Origin of the sequence: Pseudochrobactrum kiredjianiae (genome assembly GCF_030362795.1) — a bacterium.
GTDB classification, from domain to species: domain Bacteria; phylum Pseudomonadota; class Alphaproteobacteria; order Rhizobiales; family Rhizobiaceae; genus Pseudochrobactrum; species Pseudochrobactrum kiredjianiae.
This window is the reverse complement of the sequence record NZ_JAUCBM010000026.1, coordinates 1-19,161: the sequence shown is the minus strand read 5'-3', so window position 1 is coordinate 19,161 and position 19,161 is coordinate 1. Positions and strand designations below refer to the sequence as shown.

16 protein-coding genes and 4 pseudogenes are annotated in these 19,161 nt (G+C 47.1%); 7 read left to right on the top strand and 13 right to left on the bottom strand.

What is annotated here, in order from left to right:
• Positions 1–305, bottom strand: a pseudogene (locus tag QUF18_RS19705) (IS6 family transposase); the annotation flags it as partial.
• Here QUF18_RS19705 and QUF18_RS19700 point away from each other — a divergent pair.
• The gene (locus tag QUF18_RS19700; protein ID WP_289388973.1) at positions 237–383 is read left to right on the top strand and encodes a hypothetical protein; all 147 of its coding nucleotides are present in this window, start codon (positions 237–239) and stop codon (positions 381–383) included. The pseudogene QUF18_RS19705 and the gene QUF18_RS19700 sit on opposite strands and share 69 nt — an antisense overlap.
• A gap of 159 nt (positions 384–542) precedes the next feature.
• Positions 543–1,001 carry an SgcJ/EcaC family oxidoreductase gene (locus QUF18_RS19695; RefSeq protein ID WP_289388972.1) on the top strand — a complete coding sequence of 153 codons (459 nt, stop codon included), beginning with the start codon at positions 543–545 and terminating at the stop codon, positions 999–1,001.
• A 119-nt stretch (positions 1,002–1,120) separates the two neighbouring features.
• On the opposite strand, the gene QUF18_RS19690 is transcribed toward QUF18_RS19695, so the two are convergent.
• A complete protein-coding gene (locus tag QUF18_RS19690) occupies positions 1,121–2,305 on the bottom strand; it encodes a GGDEF domain-containing protein (RefSeq protein WP_289388970.1) in 1,185 nt (394 codons plus the stop codon).
• Between the two features lie 292 nt (positions 2,306–2,597).
• Here QUF18_RS19690 and QUF18_RS19685 point away from each other — a divergent pair.
• The 3 genes and pseudogenes from QUF18_RS19685 to QUF18_RS19675 all read left to right on the top strand — a co-directional run.
• A pseudogene (locus QUF18_RS19685) lies at positions 2,598–3,227 on the top strand (IS6 family transposase); the annotation flags it as partial.
• Between the two features lie 218 nt (positions 3,228–3,445).
• Positions 3,446–4,234, top strand: coding sequence for an SRPBCC family protein (locus QUF18_RS19680; RefSeq protein WP_289388969.1), 789 nt, complete (start codon positions 3,446–3,448; stop codon positions 4,232–4,234).
• 33 nt (positions 4,235–4,267) lie between these two features.
• Positions 4,268–4,675, top strand: coding sequence for a PaaI family thioesterase (locus QUF18_RS19675; protein WP_289388968.1), 408 nt, complete (start codon positions 4,268–4,270; stop codon positions 4,673–4,675).
• Between the two features lie 205 nt (positions 4,676–4,880).
• Here the strand turns inward: QUF18_RS19675 and QUF18_RS19670 are convergent, their stop codons facing one another.
• On the bottom strand, positions 4,881–5,981 hold the full coding sequence (locus QUF18_RS19670; protein WP_289388967.1) for a hypothetical protein: 1,101 nt from the start codon (positions 5,979–5,981) through the stop codon (positions 4,881–4,883).
• 560 nt (positions 5,982–6,541) lie between these two features.
• Between QUF18_RS19670 and QUF18_RS19665 the strand changes: the two are divergent.
• Positions 6,542–7,162, top strand: a pseudogene (locus QUF18_RS19665) (IS6 family transposase); the annotation flags it as partial.
• A gap of 8 nt (positions 7,163–7,170) precedes the next feature.
• Here QUF18_RS19665 and QUF18_RS19660 read toward each other — a convergent pair.
• Complete coding sequence (locus QUF18_RS19660) at positions 7,171–7,857, bottom strand: IS6 family transposase (protein ID WP_289388965.1); 687 nt, start codon at positions 7,855–7,857, stop codon at positions 7,171–7,173.
• A 76-nt stretch (positions 7,858–7,933) separates the two neighbouring features.
• Between QUF18_RS19660 and QUF18_RS19655 the strand changes: the two are divergent.
• A pseudogene (locus QUF18_RS19655) lies at positions 7,934–8,362 on the top strand (IS6 family transposase); the annotation flags it as partial.
• 175 nt (positions 8,363–8,537) lie between these two features.
• On the opposite strand, the gene xylB reads toward QUF18_RS19655, so the two are convergent.
• The 9 genes from xylB to QUF18_RS19610 form a co-directional block, all read right to left on the bottom strand.
• Complete coding sequence (xylB, locus tag QUF18_RS19650; protein ID WP_289388964.1) at positions 8,538–10,001, bottom strand: xylulokinase; 1,464 nt, start codon at positions 9,999–10,001, stop codon at positions 8,538–8,540.
• Between the two features lie 66 nt (positions 10,002–10,067).
• Positions 10,068–11,009 (bottom strand): substrate-binding domain-containing protein, encoded by a 942-nt coding sequence (locus tag QUF18_RS19645; RefSeq protein WP_289388963.1) that lies wholly within the window; start codon positions 11,007–11,009, stop codon positions 10,068–10,070.
• A 104-nt stretch (positions 11,010–11,113) separates the two neighbouring features.
• Positions 11,114–12,118 carry an ABC transporter permease gene (locus tag QUF18_RS19640; RefSeq protein ID WP_374807241.1) on the bottom strand — a complete coding sequence of 335 codons (1,005 nt, stop codon included), beginning with the start codon at positions 12,116–12,118 and terminating at the stop codon, positions 11,114–11,116.
• A 5-nt stretch (positions 12,119–12,123) separates the two neighbouring features.
• Positions 12,124–13,629 carry a sugar ABC transporter ATP-binding protein gene (locus tag QUF18_RS19635; protein ID WP_289388959.1) on the bottom strand — a complete coding sequence of 502 codons (1,506 nt, stop codon included), beginning with the start codon at positions 13,627–13,629 and terminating at the stop codon, positions 12,124–12,126.
• A gap of 65 nt (positions 13,630–13,694) precedes the next feature.
• Entirely contained in the window at positions 13,695–14,855 is a 1,161-nt protein-coding gene (locus QUF18_RS19630) for a Gfo/Idh/MocA family protein (RefSeq protein ID WP_289388958.1), read from the bottom strand.
• Between the two features lie 28 nt (positions 14,856–14,883).
• Positions 14,884–15,936 carry a sugar phosphate isomerase/epimerase family protein gene (locus QUF18_RS19625; RefSeq protein WP_289388957.1) on the bottom strand — a complete coding sequence of 351 codons (1,053 nt, stop codon included), beginning with the start codon at positions 15,934–15,936 and terminating at the stop codon, positions 14,884–14,886.
• 48 nt (positions 15,937–15,984) lie between these two features.
• Positions 15,985–17,295 carry a xylose isomerase gene (xylA, locus tag QUF18_RS19620; protein WP_289388956.1) on the bottom strand — a complete coding sequence of 437 codons (1,311 nt, stop codon included), beginning with the start codon at positions 17,293–17,295 and terminating at the stop codon, positions 15,985–15,987.
• Positions 17,292–18,590, bottom strand: coding sequence for an ROK family transcriptional regulator (locus QUF18_RS19615; RefSeq protein WP_289388955.1), 1,299 nt, complete (start codon positions 18,588–18,590; stop codon positions 17,292–17,294). Before QUF18_RS19615 ends, xylA begins: the two co-directional genes overlap by 4 nt.
• A gap of 201 nt (positions 18,591–18,791) precedes the next feature.
• On the bottom strand, positions 18,792–19,161 hold a 370-nt coding region (locus QUF18_RS19610; protein ID WP_289388376.1), incomplete at its 5' end, for a DDE-type integrase/transposase/recombinase.

Below are 19,161 nucleotides of genomic sequence, written 5' to 3'. Positions count from 1 at the left end.
TGGCCTGCCGTGGCGGGCCAGTGCCTTGCGTATAAAGCGTTTAGCAGCTGTCAGATCACGATGTTTGCTGAAATAGAACTCAACCGTATCGCCATTGCTATCGATGGCACGATATAAGTACAGCCACGCGCCTTTGACCTTAATATAGGTTTCATCAAGGTTCCATTTGCGCGTGACCTGACGCTTCGTTCAAGCAGTTTTGGACTAAAGCAGATGACCCAACGATGGACGGTTGAATGATCGAGATCGATGCCACGTTCCGCCATCATTTCCTTCAGATTGCGCAGGCTCAAATTGTAAGCCAGGTACCACCGGACACACAGCAGAATGACGGATTTATCAAAATGGCGACCTTTAAACATCTAAAATACTCAGCTGATTAAAAGCCAAGATACTATCAGGTTATCCATTGACGAAAAATTTGCAACACAACCATAGTTTTGTGGCATTGCCTCAGGTAATGCGAGGCCTTTAAATACTCATGGAATATGTGATATCTTTGAACGGTATTTATATTTAATGATATTTTGAAAGGTACAATAATGAGATTTTTTGGTATTTTTTTTGGGGCAATGATAGCTGTAATTTCTTCGGCACCCAGCTTTGCATCATCAACGCAAAAATGCGTAGCAGTTAATAAAGCGGAAATTGCACAGTTATTTGATAGATGGAATCGCTCACTAAAGACAGGGAGTTCTGCGAAAGTTGCTGAGAACTATGCCTCAGATGCTGTCTTGTTACCAACGCTGTCTAACCGCATCCGCCGAACAGACAATGAGCGGCAAGAATATTTCAAAGAGTTTTTGAAGAAAAAACCGGTAGGAAAAACTGATAGCCGGACAGTCCGACTTGGTTGTAATGTAGCTATAGATACTGGTACTTACACATTTACGTTTAAAGATGGGAAAAAAGCCCCAGCTCGCTATACATTTACATATGTATGGAATGGCAAAAAATGGTTGATTTCTTCTCATCATTCTTCTGCTGTTCCTAAAGGCTAAACTTTAAATCTATCCACCATGTCGCCCCGTCAGCAATGGCGGGGTTTTTTATTGTTCAAACATGGAGAGAGAGTGAATGCGTTTCACTATTTAGTTGGGATGTTGGATAGCTCCGTTCCTTACGGTTCGGCGCGGGTGCCTACCTTGATCTCTTTGTGTGAATGGATGGATATAAGGGGATCAAGCTTTCTCAGGGCATATTTCGTATGGATTAGGTTATCATCAGCATAGGACAGGCTGAGCATGAGAGATGTTCCTGATGAGGAATTCCAGTGATTGATACCGATGCTTGTGGACATGGTAAGCCTTGTGCCTCGCCAATCTAAGGGAGTTGAAGCTATGGCTTTAGTTATTTGCTCTACAATCACAAGAGCTTCTGGCATCTCAATGGCTGGCATTAAAATGCAAAACTCATCACCGCCCATACGTGCAAAGAAATCATTATCTCGCAAATTACGTTTAATAACGCCAGAGAAATGTATGAGCGCTGCATCCCCAGTAGAGTGACCGTAATTGTCATTGATAGTTTTAAATTTATCAAAGTCGATCATTAATGTTGCAACATGCAAATGGGAATGTTTTGCCTTTTTCTCGATATCTTTAATTTTCTTCATTAAGGCGCGTCGATTAGGCAGACCAGTGAGTTCATCCCGTATTGCAAGAACATAAAGTTCATTGCGCATTTGGTCGACGGTCATCAAAAGAAATCCCAAGTTGGAAATGCTTACTCCGAGGATAGCTAATACTAAAAACCAAGATGCATAATCATAATACGCCTCTGTACTCATAACGTCGGCTAACCGCAGCGTATTGGTTATGGCTTCCAAAGTTTGCCCGATTATTAGAAGGCTACATGATCCTGCGGCCACCCATGTTCCGGTCTGTCGAGATCCAGTGGTAATTAACGTAAATAATGCCACTCCCATTGGGACTATCTGTCCAAGGGCAAAAATTACATTGTTGGTTGGTTGGCTTGAACCGAGGAATGCCATTGCTAGAATGCTGGCTGACACTAGTAGGGTGAGCCAACCCCAGAGAGGTGGCTGTTTTAGAAAAACGCGGATGCCTTGCCATATGAGCCCAAGTCCAAAAATAACCAGCACGTTACCGGTGTAGTTAAGCCACTGGGATTGTTCTCCAAAAATCAGAAATGGGCCACTCAAAAAAGTCATCATAAGAGCCGCAAACCAATATCGTGCCGCCAGCATCGAGCGGTAGGAAACGGAGATGATGGCCCAAATAATAGCAAAGCCAATGGAATTGAGTAAGATGATGGTAAATAGAGTTGTGAAGTCGAGTTTCATGGAAGCTCAAAGCCCCGCTGAGCGTTATAGAATTGATTATATTTCAGCGCTGTCATGCCAGTGCTGAGTATAAATGGTCTTAACGTTACTCACGTCCGAGGTAATTATTATGGTTATTCTCAATAAAGTGATGGTAATAAACTGTGAATCTGCCCCACAGGCGAAAGCGCTTGCGCTATCCGGAGAAAGGATAACTCATGACTGATGTAGCACGTTAAATTCTGATTGGATAAACCCTATTCAGTGCGACCAGTATCATCGCGGTTTTGAACATAATGCTTCATGTTGGAAAATGCCGGTAACCAGGTTTCCCGTCTTCTTTTATGTGCACTACCCCGTCTCCTATCATGACCTTCAGTAGATCCTGGCCGAGCGCAGCATATCTGTTGATCATGCTACCTTGAACCGATGGGTTGTTCGCTACTCTCCTCAGATCGCCGCGCAGGCTCAGATACGTAAACGCCACACAGCCAGTTTGTGGGGTGTTGACGAGACCTATATTAAGGTCAAAGGCAACTGGTCCTATTTGTATCGGGCCGTTGATCGTGACGGAAAACTCTTGATTTCATGCTCTCAGAACGCCGAAATCTCGGTGCTGCGCGTCGTTTCTTCAAGAAAGCCATCGCCAGCAACGGTGTTCCAGACAAAATTGTCATTGATAAAAGCTGAGCCAATCTGGCCGGAGCACAAGCTGTAAACAAAAATACTGAAAATAACGGGGCATAGCAAGATGATTGAAACCCTGCAGATTAAGTATCTCAACAACATCCTTGAGCATGATCACCGGTTTATCAAACGGATTACCAAACACATGTTGGGCTTCAAGGCATTTCATTCAGCCTCAGCGACAATCACGGGCATCGAAGTAGCGCACATGATCCGCAAGAACCAGTTCGCCAATGACAACCGCTCACCATTAGAAATAAGTTCGCTTCTAACCTACTCAAAAATTTGCGACAGAACCCACCCGCTAGTGGGGTCAATATTCCACACCGAAACACAACTAGAAGTTCAGCAGCACCGTTAAAACAAGAGTTAGAGATTAAATTGGCTCGTTGTTCCAGTCTTCATATCCGTGGCGTATTCTGATTACCAAAATTGCCCCACTCTCTTCAATGCTATAAATAATCAGGTTATCCATTGAAGAAAAGTTTGCAACACAACCACCTTGATCGCAGCAAATACGGTTTAGTTGAGCTTCCTGTCGTTGAATATGGCGGCTTGGTATGGATCAGCGCAACCTCTGACAAACCTATTGATATTCAGCATTATCTCGGCGCTGTTGGCGACAACTTGGTTCATTTCGGGGTCGCAGACCACCTCTCATTTCGTAAAAGCACAATCGTTAAACATACAAACTGGAAGTTGCTCATAAAGACATATTTAGAGGGGTATCATGTCCCTTTCCTGCATAAAAATACGCTTGCAAATGCATTCCGCAAAGGCGTTATTGCCCACACAGAATGCGGCTCTCATATCAGGCTGGCAGCAGCACGGACGAATATTCTTGATGTTCTATCCGTTGAACGTGAGAAATGGCGTATCTTGGATTATGCTTCTGTGTATTATTCTATCTTCCCGAATACATTTTTCATTATGCATCCCGACTATGTATCTTTGAATATTTTTCATCCAGAGGCACCGAATAGAACCGTCTGGACACATGAAATGTTTTATAAACCGGAACATTTTGAAGGAGATAAAGGGCAAGAAGCCCTTGCCAGACGATTTGAATACACAAATGACGTGGTGTTCAACGATGAGGATTTCGCCATTGCAGAACGTGTTCAAGAAGGACTGCGGTATGGTAGCAATAAACATCACACTCTTGGACTAGAAGAAGGACTTATCGGAATATTTCAACGCAATATTGATGATGCATTATGCGACAAAACTGTTGTGCCTCTAAAGTCCGTGTGTCCTCAATAATTTAATCATCTCAACGAATGGAGCAGAACACCTATGCAAGACATGACAGAGTTTGCCCATCAAATATTCAACGACCAACCCTTTAGTCGCTTCATTGGAGCAACCCTTACGAAGGTCGGAACGGATAGTGCTGAAATATGCTTGAATATCGCGGATCATCTGAAACAGCAGCATTGCTTTGTTCATGGTGGTGTCCTGAGCTACTTAGCTGATAATGCAATCACCTTTGCTGGTGGCCTTGCACTCGGCGGCAACGCCCTCACTCTTGAATTTAAAATTAATTATCTCCGGCCAGCTATTGGGACAAAATTAAATGCTCGCGCCGTGACAAGAAGTAAGGGAAAACGGCAGGCCGTGTGCCAATGTGAACTGTTTATTCTAAATGACGACAAAGAAACATTATGCGCGGTTGCGCAAGGCACAGTTGTTCCGGCGCAATAAGTGCCGTTTCAGATGATGGTAAAAACGGTGTAAAACTGGGCAGCGTAACGCTAATTTTGGAGCAATCTTGACAGGTGATAATGAACTATGACCGCATCTCACGGCTCGCTTTATCACTGATCGAGCTTACGTCAAAGTTAAGGTTACGGTGCCTCCGTGCTTAGTTGGGAACCGCTACAAGAGTCCTTATCAAAACGATTTGGTCTTAATTGTCAGTATCACCAAATGTAATATCAATTGGCATAATCATATTTTCGTGTAAATTAGAAATACAGTAAAGTGTATCTTTAGTTTCGCCTACATGAATAGTAAACCCAAAAAATCCATTGTTATCTCCTGGAACGGTAGTTGAGTATATATCAGTATAATCCAATGTATCTGTATTTATTGGTGCTACATATAAGTCCCCACCCCAACTGGACGTTAGAGCAAAAAGAACTCCCCTGACAGGGTCAAGGGTGAGATATATATAATCGTCGAACACATCACTGAAGGTAATGAATTTAATCGTCTGGTTGCTGACTGTATCGATAACCAGCACACCATACTGAGTATCATTCGGATTGTCGTCAGCACTATCAGCTATTATTGGTACAAATATTTTATATTTTTCAACATCGTGAATAATTCTGTTACCAAAAAACTTACCGTTATAAGGAAAGACGATTTGATTAATTTTTGGCTGTCCTTGGCCAGATACAGAAAAATACTTAAGTATACTGTCTCCACCAAACCCATTGTTAAAATATAATGTTTCAGTTTTTTCATCCAAAACCATTGATGCAACGTCATCATGTATGGGATCTCCAAGATCAATGCTGTACATATAGTTCTTACCCCTATTGTAATATACGTTAATGCGAGGGGTTGGATTTTGCTCAACAACATATAATCGCTTTCTTTTAGAATCATAAATCACTGGCCCAGAGGTCGTTTCTCCACTAGGAGGTGTGATTCTACTCATAAGCGGAATTCCAGAATCGACTTTCTTTCTGAGGTTTGTGCAAAAGACAAAAGACCCGAACTGATCTTCTAAATTTATGAATAATTCATTATTTTCATAATCACATGCAAAAGGTTTAGGGGAAATCGGCTTACGTTCACTATTCGTAAAAAAAACACCTGGATAGCAGGCCATGTTTTTGGGTTGATCTAAATCAATTTTTAGTAATCCGTTTATAGGACCGTCACTCGAGAGTGCATAAAGCACAGAATATTTGTCATCACAGAACAGTTCTAACACGTTATTAAAATTTGTTATGATGGGTTCTAATGGTTGTAATTTTATACTTGTTATATTATTCATAGTATGACCTCTATTATAAGTGGCTGGTTGAATGCTTTGGTTTAATATTACTTCAAGTAGTTGTATTGCCGTAATAAAATGTGGTTACAGAGAGTATTAATTCGCAACGTATCACACCACCTGTCATTACATTTTATTAATGTTCACAAATATTTTGATAAAGCAGAGGCTGACGAACTTAGCACCAGTAATGCTTTCAATCAGTAGAATATGTATTTCTCAATTGACCCTGATCCCGAATATGACCTAGACATAATCAGGAATAACCGGCTTCATGTTGGTTGCGTATTCTAGCAACCGACAGATTTTTAAATGCATAAATCTATAATGTTTAATAGTATAATTATTTTAACATAAATTAAAATAATTATACTAAGAAATAAAAATAAATGTTACTGTTAAACTCTACAGGTAATCCTCCCTTAAATTGGCACCGTAACTTTAACCTTTGCGAGGGCGCAACTCGGTCCATACCATTGATATTACGCGGATTTCAGGCATGCGATTTCGCGGGACCGTTACCTTAACCTCCGCGTAAGCATATGCGGTGATAACAGGCTATGACCGAACCTCGCGCCTCGCTTTACCACCGTCATCGTTTTCCAGCCGAGATCATTGCCGAAGCGGTATGGCTGTATTATCGGTTTCTACTGAGTTTTCGCATGGTTGAGGATATGCTGGCTTATCACGGCATTATCGTCACGCATAAGAAGGTATACGAATGGGCAGAGAAATTCGGTCGCACCTACGCCAACACAATTCGCCGCCGTAGCCCACGGTTTGGTGATAAATGGCATCTGGATGAATGCGTCATCTCGATCAAAGGTGAGCACCACATCCTCTGGCGTGCGGTTGATCAGGATGGCTTTGTCTTGGATGTTCTTATCCAGACACGCCGCAATACCAAGGCTGCCAAGCGTTTTATGCGTCAGCTTCTATCCGGTCAGGGATATTCAGCACGTGTTATGGTCACAGACAAACTGGGTTCTTATGGTGCTGCCAACAAAGAGCTTGGCCTCACATCCTGTGATCATCGCCAGCATAAAGGCTTGAAGAATCGGGCCGAGAATTCACATCAACCGATCCGGCGACGAGAGCGGGTTATGAAGCGCTTCAAGTCAGCGCGACATATACAGGTTGTGTCGCAAAGTTTTGAGACGTGTAGAAACGTCCCTATTTTTGGACACTGTTATGCTGCGAGTTCTGCAAAGATCTGAAATGGCGAGCGGTTGTCGTTGGTGAATTGGTTCTTACGGATCATATGAGCCACTTCGATCCCTGCGATGGTGGCTGATGCGGAATGGAATGCTTTAAAGCCCATCATCGGTTTGGTGATCCGTTTAATAAAGCGGTGATCCTGCTCAAGGATATTATTGAGATATTTGTTTTGCCGAATTTCAATGATGTCGCCCGTTCTGTTGAACTTCAGGATCGTGTTAACAGCCTGCAGGCCAGACAGATTAGCGCCACTCTTGTCAATGACCACCTTCTGCGGAACCCCGTTGCTTGTAATAGTCTTTTTAAAGAACCGGCGTGCTGCAGCCAGATTCCGGCGTTCAGACAACATGAAATCAAGTGTTTGTCCGTCGCGATCAACCGCTCGATACAAATAGGTCCATTTGGCTTTGACCTTAATGTAGGTCTCATCGACCTGCCAGGAACTGGCTGTATGGCGTTTACGTATCTGAGCCTGCGTCGCAATCTGCAGTGAGTAACGAACGACCCATCGGTTCAAGGTGGCGTGGTCGACGGATACGCCGCGTTCAACCAGAATTTCCTGAAGGTCACGGTAGGAAACCGGATAACGGACATAAAAGAAAACAGCATACAGGATGACACTTTTGGGGAAATGAGCTCCCTTGAAATCGACCGCCATCGCTTCTCACCTCAATCAGTTACGCCCATCAAGGGTGACATAGCTCAACAGAAGTGAAAATTTTGCGACACAACCCTTATATCGTGCCATCGATAGCAATGGCGATACGGCTGAGTTCTATTTCAGCAAACATCATGATCTGACAGCTGCTAAACGCTTTATACGCAAGGCACTGGCCCGCCACGGCAGGCCAGTGCGCATTACCATCGATGGAAGCGAGACCAACAGGATTGCTATTCTACAATGTGATGGAGAGAGCCGGCTCAGACAGGCTGGCAAACCTATTGCCATTCGTTCCAGCAAATATATGAACAATACCATTGAGCAGGATCATCGTCGCATCAAACGACGCACACGCTCCATGCTTGGTTTCAAATCAGAGAGTACAGCTAATATCACGCTCGCCGGTATTGAACTCATTCACATGATGCGCAAACAACAAGGCATCTTTTCAGCGGCAAATGCACTCTCTATCAAACAACAATTCCAAGCACTCGCTGCATAACTACGTCCAAAGTTAAGCCGTGCTCTGTTCAAATCAAATTTTTGCAACGGAACCCATTAACCCCCCTCAATATAATATACATGAAGGTGAGGGATTTTATTCCTCCAGCAATAATGTACTGGTCTGTAATTTTCACCTTGAAGAAGTCCATTTCAAAAAGCATATCAATTTGATGCTAATCGGAGCTAAGATCAAAACTTGCAATGCGTTTATAAGCTGACCTGTATCGTTGATAAGCTTCTTCATACGCGATCGAAAGTTGCGAGACTGGCTCGACGATCCGAGCGATTTTGGGTGGCGTGCAAATGGCAACCGGGTCGAGATTATGAGCCGCAATCATGCCAAGACGTGCGGCACCAAAAGCCGCGCCGTAGTCGCCGTCTTGCGGCACTTCAAGCGGAATATCTAAAATTGTGGCGATCGAAGACAACCAATATATCGATCGCGATCCGCCACCAATCGCGATTGCTTGTGTAATCTCAGTGCCAGCAGCCCGCAGAGCTTCAAGATTATCACGCACCGCAAAGGCTACGCCCTCAAGGATAGCCTGCGTGAGTGCGGAGCGGTCACTTTCATGTGCCAAACCAATGAAACTACCACGAACGGTTGCATCATTATGGGGAGTGCGTTCGCCGGACAAATAGGGAAGGAAACTTACCCCGCCCGGCGTTTTTAGCGTTTCTCCCAGTTCTGAGATTAATTCAGGCGGTGTCTGACCGCTGATTTTTGCAAACCAGTTTAATGAATCCGTTGCTGATAGAATAACCCCCATTTGATGCCATGTGTTGGGTAATGCATGGCAAAAGCTATGAACGGCGCTCTCAGCATTCGGACTATATTGCTGATTGGCAACAAAAACGACGCCGGATGTTCCAAGCGAAATAAAAGCACGTTTCGGAGCGACGGTTCCAACCCCGCAGGCAGAGGCAGCATTATCACCACCGCCACCGGCAACGATCGTACCAAGTGGCAGACCGAATTTTGATGCAATCTCAAGACGCAAACGCCCTGCTTGCTCAGTGCCTTCCACCAAATCCGGCATCTGGGCAATATCCATATCACTGGCAGAGAGCAGTTCCGCCGACCATCGGCGTTGTGCAGTATTCAGCCATGCTGTACCGGATGAATCCGACAGTTCAGACAGGTATTCCCCCGTCAGCCAGAGCCGCAGATAGTCTTTAGGCAGCAGCACTTTGTGGATTTCGCCAAAAATTTCCGGTTCATTTTCTTTAACCCAGACCAGCTTGGGAGCAGTAAAGCCGGGGAAAACTATATTGCCGGAAATAGCACGAAACTGCGGATCGGCATCGAGCCGTGCCGCCTGAATATGGCTGCGTGAATCATTCCACAAAATTGCGGGGCGTAGAACTTGCGCATGTTTATCCAGCAGGACTGCACCATGCATCTGACCCGAAAGTCCAATGCCTTTGACAGCAGCCATTTCCTCCGGATGGGAGGCTTTGAGTGCCAGCAAGGCTTTTTCGGCGGCCTCACACCAATCCTGAGGGTTCTGCTCAGACCAGCCTTTGTGGGGACGCTGAACAGTAAGATCTGCATGGGCAGTCGCAACAATCCTCTGATCAGCGTTGATGAGCAGCGCTTTAAGACCTGAGGTGCCAAGATCAAGACCGAGATACATATCAAGCTTCTTTCCATGCTTTATGAAAAAACTCCCGCCAATGGCGGGAGTTTTCAAACAATCGGATCAATAAGGTGAGTCAGGGAAGTAGAATTCTTTTGCATTTTCCTTCGTCACCAAAGTGGCATCAAGAATATAGCTGCCGCGAATTGGTACTTGATCGTAGAAATTGGCAACGGTTAGTTCCATCGCTGTTGCAATCATTGCCGGCGGATAGAGCACATCTACAGGGATCAAAGCATCACCATCAGCAACTTTTTTGATCATTTCTTTCATACCTGCGCCACCGATAACCATCTTGATATCCGAGCGGTTTGCTTGCTGGATTGCCTCAAGAGCACCAACGCTCATATCGTCATCCTGCGTCCAGACGGCATCAATTTTTGGATATTTGACCAGATAATCCTGCATGACTTTAAATGCGTCATCGCGCGACCAGTTACCAAACTGCTTGTCGAGAACTTTGATGTCGCTACCGGCAACGGCAGAGTCAAAGCCTTTTTGACGCTCTTCGTCGATAACAATTGGCAAACCACGGATGACAACAACTTCACCGGAGCCAAGCGTGTCTTTGATATATTGTCCGGCAACGCGCCCGAGCTCTGCATTGTTTCCGGCCACATAAAGATCCTGAATGGACGGATCAGACAATGCACGGTCAACAACCGTTACAAAGATACCTTTGCCTTTGACCTGACGGATCGGATCAGTCAGCTCATCGGAATTATGCGGCAATGTTACCAGAGCATCCATGCCCTGCGTTGTCAGATCTTCCAGCGCATTGGCCTGAGACGCACCATCCGGCGATGTTTTAACGATAATTTTCAGACCCGGATGGGCTTTTTCCAACACGGCTTTGGCACGTTCTGCGTGATAGACCACGCCACCTGTCCAGCCATGATCGGCGGCCGGAATGGAAACGGCAATCGTCACTTTTTTATCTTGGGCAAAGGCAGCCCCTGCCAGCAACGCCACGCCGCAGACAGCACTTAAAAGTATTTTCTTCATTTTCGTCTCCCTCATTTTAAGGCCTGACACCACGGCGGTCCGGCCTCCCTCCGCCGTTTCTAATGCCGATATGGATATTATCCTTATCGGTATGTGAACTGTGCTTATTGGCGCCGCGATAATGAACGCTGCACCAGCATGGCGATAATAATGATGGCTCCCTGCACCGCGCCGATTAGATATTCGCTGACCAGATCAGACAGAACCATGATATTGCCGACGACCTCGAGAATAAGCGCGCCGCAGACTGTTCCCCAGATGCGGCCAACACCACCACGCAGAGCTGTGCCGCCAATAACAACGGCCGTAATCGCCTGAAGCTCCCACATCAGACCAGTCGTTGGTGTTGCTGCGCCTAAGCGCGGAACATAGACCAGTACAGCAATGGCAACGCAGATACCCTGAATAACAAAAGCCAACGTTCGCACACGCCGTACCGGAATGCCGGAATATCGTGCGACATCCTGATTGGAGCCAACAGCAATTACATGGCGGCCGAAGGCCGTGCGATAAAGCAGAAAAGCAGCAATGAGCGCGACGACAATAATCACCACAATGGGGATTGGGATGCCTAGAATATTGCCGAAATAAACCGGCCGATAGGCAGCGCGCAGTTCCTGCGATTTCATCGCAATTGAGCCGCCTTCTGCCAGATAAATGGTCAGTGCACGAAAAATTCCCATTGTACCAAGCGTAACAATAAAGGGTTCGATACGCCCCATTGTTGTTATCAACCCATTTGCCAGCCCGCAGGTAGCCCCGACGGCAATAGCAAGCGACATGGCCAGAATTAACATCGGTATATTACCGCTGACGATTCCGGAATTCATGAACAGGATGGTGACAGCCGCCACAAAGGCAGACATGGAACCGACAGAGAGATCGAGCCCGCCTGATGCGATAACAAAAGTTGCACCGATGGCAATGATTGCAATAAAGGCACTGCGGGTTGCGATATTTAGCAAGTTGTCGACCCCGATAAAATTGGGATTGACCAAAGTGCCGAAGACCAACAAAACTGCTAAAGCAACAAAGGGTGCTACAGCGCGCAAGTCCATATCCTGCCAGAAGCTTTTACTGGTTGGGGTATTCTGATTATTTCCTGTCATATCGCTCATACTATTTCCGCCACGATGGCAGCCTCCTGTGCTGTAACGCCGGTGGCATGCACGACAATCTCGTTTTCTGTCATCTGGTCCCCGCTCACTTCTGCTACAATCTGGCCATTGCGCATGATGAGAATACGTTCGCATAAGCCGATCAGTTCAGGCATTTCCGAAGAAATGACGATAACGGCTTTGCCTGCTGCTGCGAGGTTGGCAATGAATTTGTAAATCTGCTCTTTGGTGCCGATATCAATCCCGCGGGTAGGCTCATCAATGATGATAATCTCCGGCTCCAGCAGCATCATTTTGGCGAGGAGCAGTTTTTGCTGATTACCACCGGAAAGTTGTCCGGCAAGCAGATTAGGATCACGGGTGCGGATATCAAATTCGCTGATTGCCTGATCGAGCGCCGCTTGTTCTTTGCCCGCACTAATTAAAAAATGCTCGGTAAATTTATCCAGAGATGCCAGGGTCAGATTGGTGCGTAAATCCTGTTCCAGCAACAGACCTTTGCCTTTGCGGTCTTCGCTTAAATAAACAATACCTGCATCCATACTTTCACGGGCTGAGGGAAACTGAACCGGCTTGCCATGCAGATGAATTTTACCATGCGCTGTGCGCAAACCGACGATACCCTCCAGCAGTTCAGTACGACCTGCACCGATTAAACCTGCAAAGCCGAGAATTTCCCCTTTGTGCAGTGTAAAATTACAATTTTTGGCATAACCGGGCACATGGAAATCAGAGACTTGCAGAACAGCAGTCTGGACTGAAGGCCTGTGATAATCAGGATAAAGCTGCGACATATCCCGTCCGACCATCAGACGTGCCATATCCAATGGCTGTAACTCTTCAGCATCATGCGAAGAAACCAATTGTCCGTCACGCAACACAGTAATGCGGTCAGAAATGGTTTTTACTTCTGGCAAGCGATGCGAAATATAAAGCACTGCCGCGCCGCGATCACGAATACCGGCAATCACTTTCAGCAGTGCTTCGGTTTCAATCGGGGTTAAGGAAGCCGTCGGTTCGTCAAAGATAACCAGCCGATGCGGCACCAGCAGTGCGCGGGCAATTTGCACTAATTGACGCTGGGCAATGGATAATTGTTCGACACGCATTTTCGGATCAATGGCTGCGCCCAGACTTTCAATGGCCGCTTTTGCCTCTTCATTCATTTTGCGGTCATTGAGCGTCAGACCACGCCTGATTTCACGTCCCAGAAAAATATTCTGCGCAACCGTCATATCAGGCGCGAGCAAAATTTCCTGATGGACAAGCACAACGCCACGCTGCTCCGCATCAACCGGCCCCGAAAGAGTGACCGGCACAGCATCAAAAGAAATCGTGCCGCGGCTTGGTTGCAAATGACCGGATAGCAACTTCATCAGGGTTGATTTACCCGCGCCATTTTCACCAATAACAGCGTGGATTTCACCCTGCCTGATCTCAAGCGCAATCTCCCGTAGCACTTCGATAGCGCCAAAGGATTTTGACAAGCCTGTCACTTGCATAAATGGCGTTGAGGGGGCGGGTATTTTCCCCTTATCTCCTGCGGGGTGTGCGCTCGATAATGCTGTCATTTCAAGCGCGTCCACTGATTACCAGCCTGACTGGAAGCGACTGAGGCTGCGATAAAGCGCATACCATCCAAACCATCGTAGACAGTTGGGTACATCACTTGCGCATCAGGTTTTTCACCGGAGCGAGCAGCACGGATTGCATGGGCTGCTTCCGTATAAATCGTTGCAAAGCCCTCCAGATAACCCTCGGGATGTCCGCCAGGGATGCGTGTAACACGGTTGGCAGCAACATTGGCTCCGGCACCGCCACGGGTGATCAGTTGTTTTGGTTCACCAAAACGCGTGAACCACAGATAATTCGGGTCGGCTTGCGTCCATTCCAGACCGCCTTTACTGCCATAAATCCGCAGTTTCAGACCATTCTCGTTGCCGACAGCCACCTGACTTGCCCAGAGTGAACCGCGCGCACCGCCTTTGTAGCGCAGCATAATCTGTACATCATCATCAAGGCTGCGCCCTTCAACAAAGGAGGTTAACTGTGCCAACACCTGTTCTGTCTCAAGTCCGGAAACAAAACCAGCCAGATGATAGGCGTGCGTGCCAATATCACCGATCGCTCCGCCCGCGCCGGAACGTGCCGGATCGGTACGCCATTCTGCCTGCTTATTACCGCTTAGCTCCGAGCGTTCTGTCAACCAGTCTTGCGGATATTCCACCTGAATGACCCGAATATCACCAAGCTCACCATTGGCAACCATGCTGCGAGCCTGCCGTATCATCGGATAGCCGCTGTAATTATGGGTCAGTACAAATAATTTTCCGGATTTTTCTACCAGCTCAACCAGATCTTCCGCTTCTTCCACCGATGTCGTCAACGGCTTATCGCAGATGACATGAATACCGGCATTCAAAAACGCCTGTGCGATCGGTGCATGCAGATGATTGGGTGTAACGATTGAAACCGCTTCGATCCCGTCAGGACGTGCAGCTTCTGCAAGCGCCATTTCCTCATAAGACGCATAGCTGCGATCTGCGGCAATGCCGAGCTCCCGCGCAGATGCATCAGCCCGCTCAGGATTGGAGGAGAGCGCTCCGGCCACCAGTTCATACTGATCGTCTATACGTGCAGCAATGCGGTGAACTGCACCGATAAATGCACCTTGTCCGCCGCCGACCATTCCCAGTCTGATACGATGCTGCTGGTGTTCAGTTGCCATGGCATGTTCCTTTCAGAAAGGGGCTAAATCAAAGGCCAAGCATTTTGCGGTTGGCGGCTTCATCGGTACCGGCATTGGCAAAGTCATCGAAGGCATGTTCAGTCACCCGAATGATATGGTGCTTGATGAAATCCGCGCCCTCACGCGCACCGTCTTCAGGATGTTTGAGCGCACATTCCCATTCCAGAACAGCCCAGCTATCGAAGTCATAGGCGGTTAGTTTGGAAAAAATGCTGCCGAAATCGACCTGACCGTCACCGAGCGAACGGAAGCGTCCGGCACGATTAACCCAGCTTTGAAAACCGCCATAAACGCCCTGCCGTCCGGTCGGATTAAATTCTGCATCCTTAACGTGAAAGGCCTTGATGCGCTGATGGTAAATGTCGATGAAATCCAGATAGTTGAGCTGCTGAAGCACGAAGTGCGATGGATCATAAAGCAGATTGGCACGTGGATGATTATTTACACGCTCAAGGAACATTTCATAGGAGATACCGTCATGCAGGTCTTCGCCCGGATGAATCTCATAACAAATGTCCACGCCATTCTCATCCGCGTAATCAAGCAGCGGTGTCCAGCGTTTTGCCAGTTCATCAAACGCAGTTTCTACCAAACCGGCAGGTCTTTGCGGCCACGGGTAAACATATGGCCAGGCCAGTGCCCCTGAGAAAGATGCCATTGCATTAAGGCCTAAGCGCTTGGATGCCCGCAAGGCGCGGCGAACCTGATCATTCGCCCATTCGGTTCGCGCTTGCGGATTGCCACGAACGCTTTCAGCGGCAAATCCGTCAAATGCAGTATCATAGGCCGGATGAACGGCAACCAGCTGCCCCTGAAGATGCGTTGATAGTTCGGTAATTTCCAAACCATGCGATGCCGCAATTCCTTTGATTTCATCGCAATAGGTTTGTGAATCTGAAGCTTTTTCCAAATCAAACAGACGCTTGTCCCAAGTGGGAATCTGCACGCCTTTATAGCCAAGTGATGCAGCCCATTTGCAGATAGCATCGAAAGAATGAAACGGAGCGTTGTCGCCTGCGAACTGCGCCAGAAATATCGCTGGCCCTTTAATTGTTTTCATTATCCCACTCCCCTTTTTGCCGCCTTAGAGCCTCAGAAAAACGATCTGTCAGACGTAGCGGTTCACGATATTTTCCAAGAGTTCCTGCCGACCGGAAACCGGTTGCGGCTCAATTTTGCTGGCGACAACAGTAGCGGCAATCTCTTCCAGCGATAGTTCGCCTTTGAGCATGGCTTGTGCCTGCGGCTTGTTCCATCCGGCATAACGGTCTTGCAAAGGTGCTGAGAGAGCCTGATCCTCAATCATTTTGGCGGCAGCTTTCAAGCCCCGCGCACAGCAATCCATGGCACCGATATGGCCGATCAGCAAATCTTGCGGATCAAGCGACTGGCGCCGTAATTTTGCATCGAAATTGGTGCCGCCTGTAGTGAAGCCGCCACCCTGCAATATCTGATAATAGGCCAAGGCCATTTCCGGTACATTGTTCGGAAACTGGTCCGTGTCCCAACCGGATTGATAATCATTACGGTTCATATCAATCGAACCGAAAATGCCGAGTGCATTGGCAAGCGCCAGTTCATGCTCGAACGAATGTCCCGCCAGAATGGCGTGTCCCTGCTCAATATTGACTTTAACCTCGTTCTCAAGGCCGTAGCGTTTCAAAAAGCCATAAACCGTTGCCACATCATAATCATATTGATGTTTGGTCGGCTCTTGCGGCTTCGGCTCCAGCAGGATTGTGCCTTTAAAACCGGTTTTATGCTTGTAATCCACAACAAGCGACAGGAAGCGCCCCATCTGATCAAGTTCACGACCAAGATCAGTATTGAGCAATGTCTCATAGCCTTCGCGGCCGCCCCACAGAACATAGTTCTCGCCATTCAGGCGCTTGGTGACGTCCATACAATGTTTGACAGTTGCAACTGCATAGGCAAAAATTTCAGGATCAGGATTTGTCGCAGCCCCTGCCATATAGCGGCGATGCGAAAACAGATTGGCCGTACCCCACAACAGCTTAACGCCGGTTTTAGCCATTTTTTCCTGCAAATAATCAGCCATATGATCGAGATTGGCCGAGGTCTCAGCGAATGTTTGCCCTTCGGGACGGATATCGGCGTCGTGAAAGCAATAATAAGGTGCGCGCAAAAGAGTGCAGAGTTCAAATGCAACATCAGCTTTTAGTTTTGCATGAGTAAGAATTTCACCGAACCACGGGCGTTCAAATGTTTGTCCGCCAAACGGATCGCCGCCCGGCCAAGCCAGACTGTGCCAATACGCAACAGCAAAACGCAGATGATCTTCCATGCGCTTGCCCAGCACGATTTCGTCCGGATTATAAAACCGGTAGGCTAACGGATTGGTGCTATCCGGGCCTTCATACTGAACAGGTGTAATCGCATTAAAAAATCCCGTGCTCATGCCAATATTCCTCTGAGTTGCGACAGGTCAGATGTGCTCTTTTTGGATCGTTTACTGCGCTGCGCATCGACCTGTATTAGTGATGTGATGGCACACCCTTGTAGAATGAGTGGTTGCTCAGACGGATAACAGTGGATTGACAAATCCTCAGGAGAGTTCAGCCCGTTTTGGGGGCCAGCCAGCACACCGTTTTCACTGCCGCCGCTGATGGTTTTACGCAGATCATCTTCAATGAGATCAAATGCATGAACACCAGGGCCAACAAAAGCCAGCGGAACCGGATCAATTAATGAGAATATGCTGCGTAGTGCAAAGCCAAGCGCTTTGCCAGCACGCTGGAACGCTTGCCGTTCAATTCCGTCTGCTGCGCGCGCACGGGCTGTCAGTTTCGAAAAATCAACGTCGGAAATCATTGTCGATGGTGGTGTACTCTCGTCAGTAAGATTGGCAAACCGCCAGATACCATAATCACTGGCATATGCTTCGAGACAGCCGTGACGGCCGCAACGGCACAATGCGCCGTCAGGAATATGGACAATATGGCCAAATTCCGCTGCCGAAGATCGCGCCCCTGAGAAGGGTTTTCCTTTTAAAAACAACCCCATACCGATGCCGGAAGAAAACAAAATCGCTGCGAAATTGTCCCCGAAAATATCCGGGCCAAACCAGCGCAATGCTTCTGCTATCATCAGACAGTCATTAGAAACCTTAACCGGTACCTGAAATTGCATTTCCAGATGTGTAGCGATCGGAGCATTGGTTGCACCGATGGTCGGCGACCAGATCAGACTTAGCTGACCGGCATCTGTCATGCCTTGAACACCCACAGAAATGTGAGCTAGCTTTTTGGCAGGGAGTGAATGTTTTACCAGAAGCGCATTGATATGTTTTTTTAAAGCATCCAACAGGTCATTATTGCTAATTTGCAAAGTGGGGATTGTATTTTCCACATGATCAATCGTCTCACCGGCATAGTTCACCAGTTCTATAGTGATCACGTTGAGTGCAATATTAACAGCAATGACACTGGCGAATTCCGGATTAAGCGCTAACAGAACTTGCGGCCGTCCGCGGCGATTTTCTGCATCAAATACCGGTGCATCATTCAACGGCAATTCGATCAAAACACCATCAGCTAATAATGCATTGGTAATAGCGGAAACGGTTGAATGACTCATTCCGGTCGCGCCTGCGATATCGGTGCGTGACAAATGTCCTGATTGTCGCAACAGCATCAGAATACGGCGACGGTTCTCCCATCGCAGCCCTTCTGAGCGCGAAACATGTACTGTCACCCGCTGACCTCCCCATAAGTTCAGCGTGGTTCTTAATGACCTTAGTGCTGAACTTTAAATCTCCTGACTATGAGAATTGCACGGAAAAAACCTTTTGTCACTCTTTTTTCGAGTGTCGAAAAATATGATTACAGGGGAAGATTTGATGGTTCCGTTGCAAAAATTTGATTTGAACAGAGCACGGCTTAACTCTGGATGTAGTTATGCAGCGAGTGCTTGGAATTGTTGTTTGATAGAGAGTGCATTTGCCGCTGAAAAGATGCCTTGTTGTTTGCGCATCATGTGAATGAGTTCAATACCGGCGAGCGTGATATTAGCTGTACTCTCTGATTTGAAACCAAGCATGGAGCGTGTGCGTCGTTTGATGCGACGATGATCCTGCTCAATGGTATTGTTCATATATTTGCTGGAACGAATGGCAATAGGTTTGCCAGCCTGTCTGAGCCGGCTCTCTCCATCACATTGTAGAATAGCAATCCTGTTGGTCTCGCTTCCATCGATGGTAATGCGCACTGGCCTGCCGTGGCGGGCCAGTGCCTTGCGTATAAAGCGTTTAGCAGCTGTCAGATCA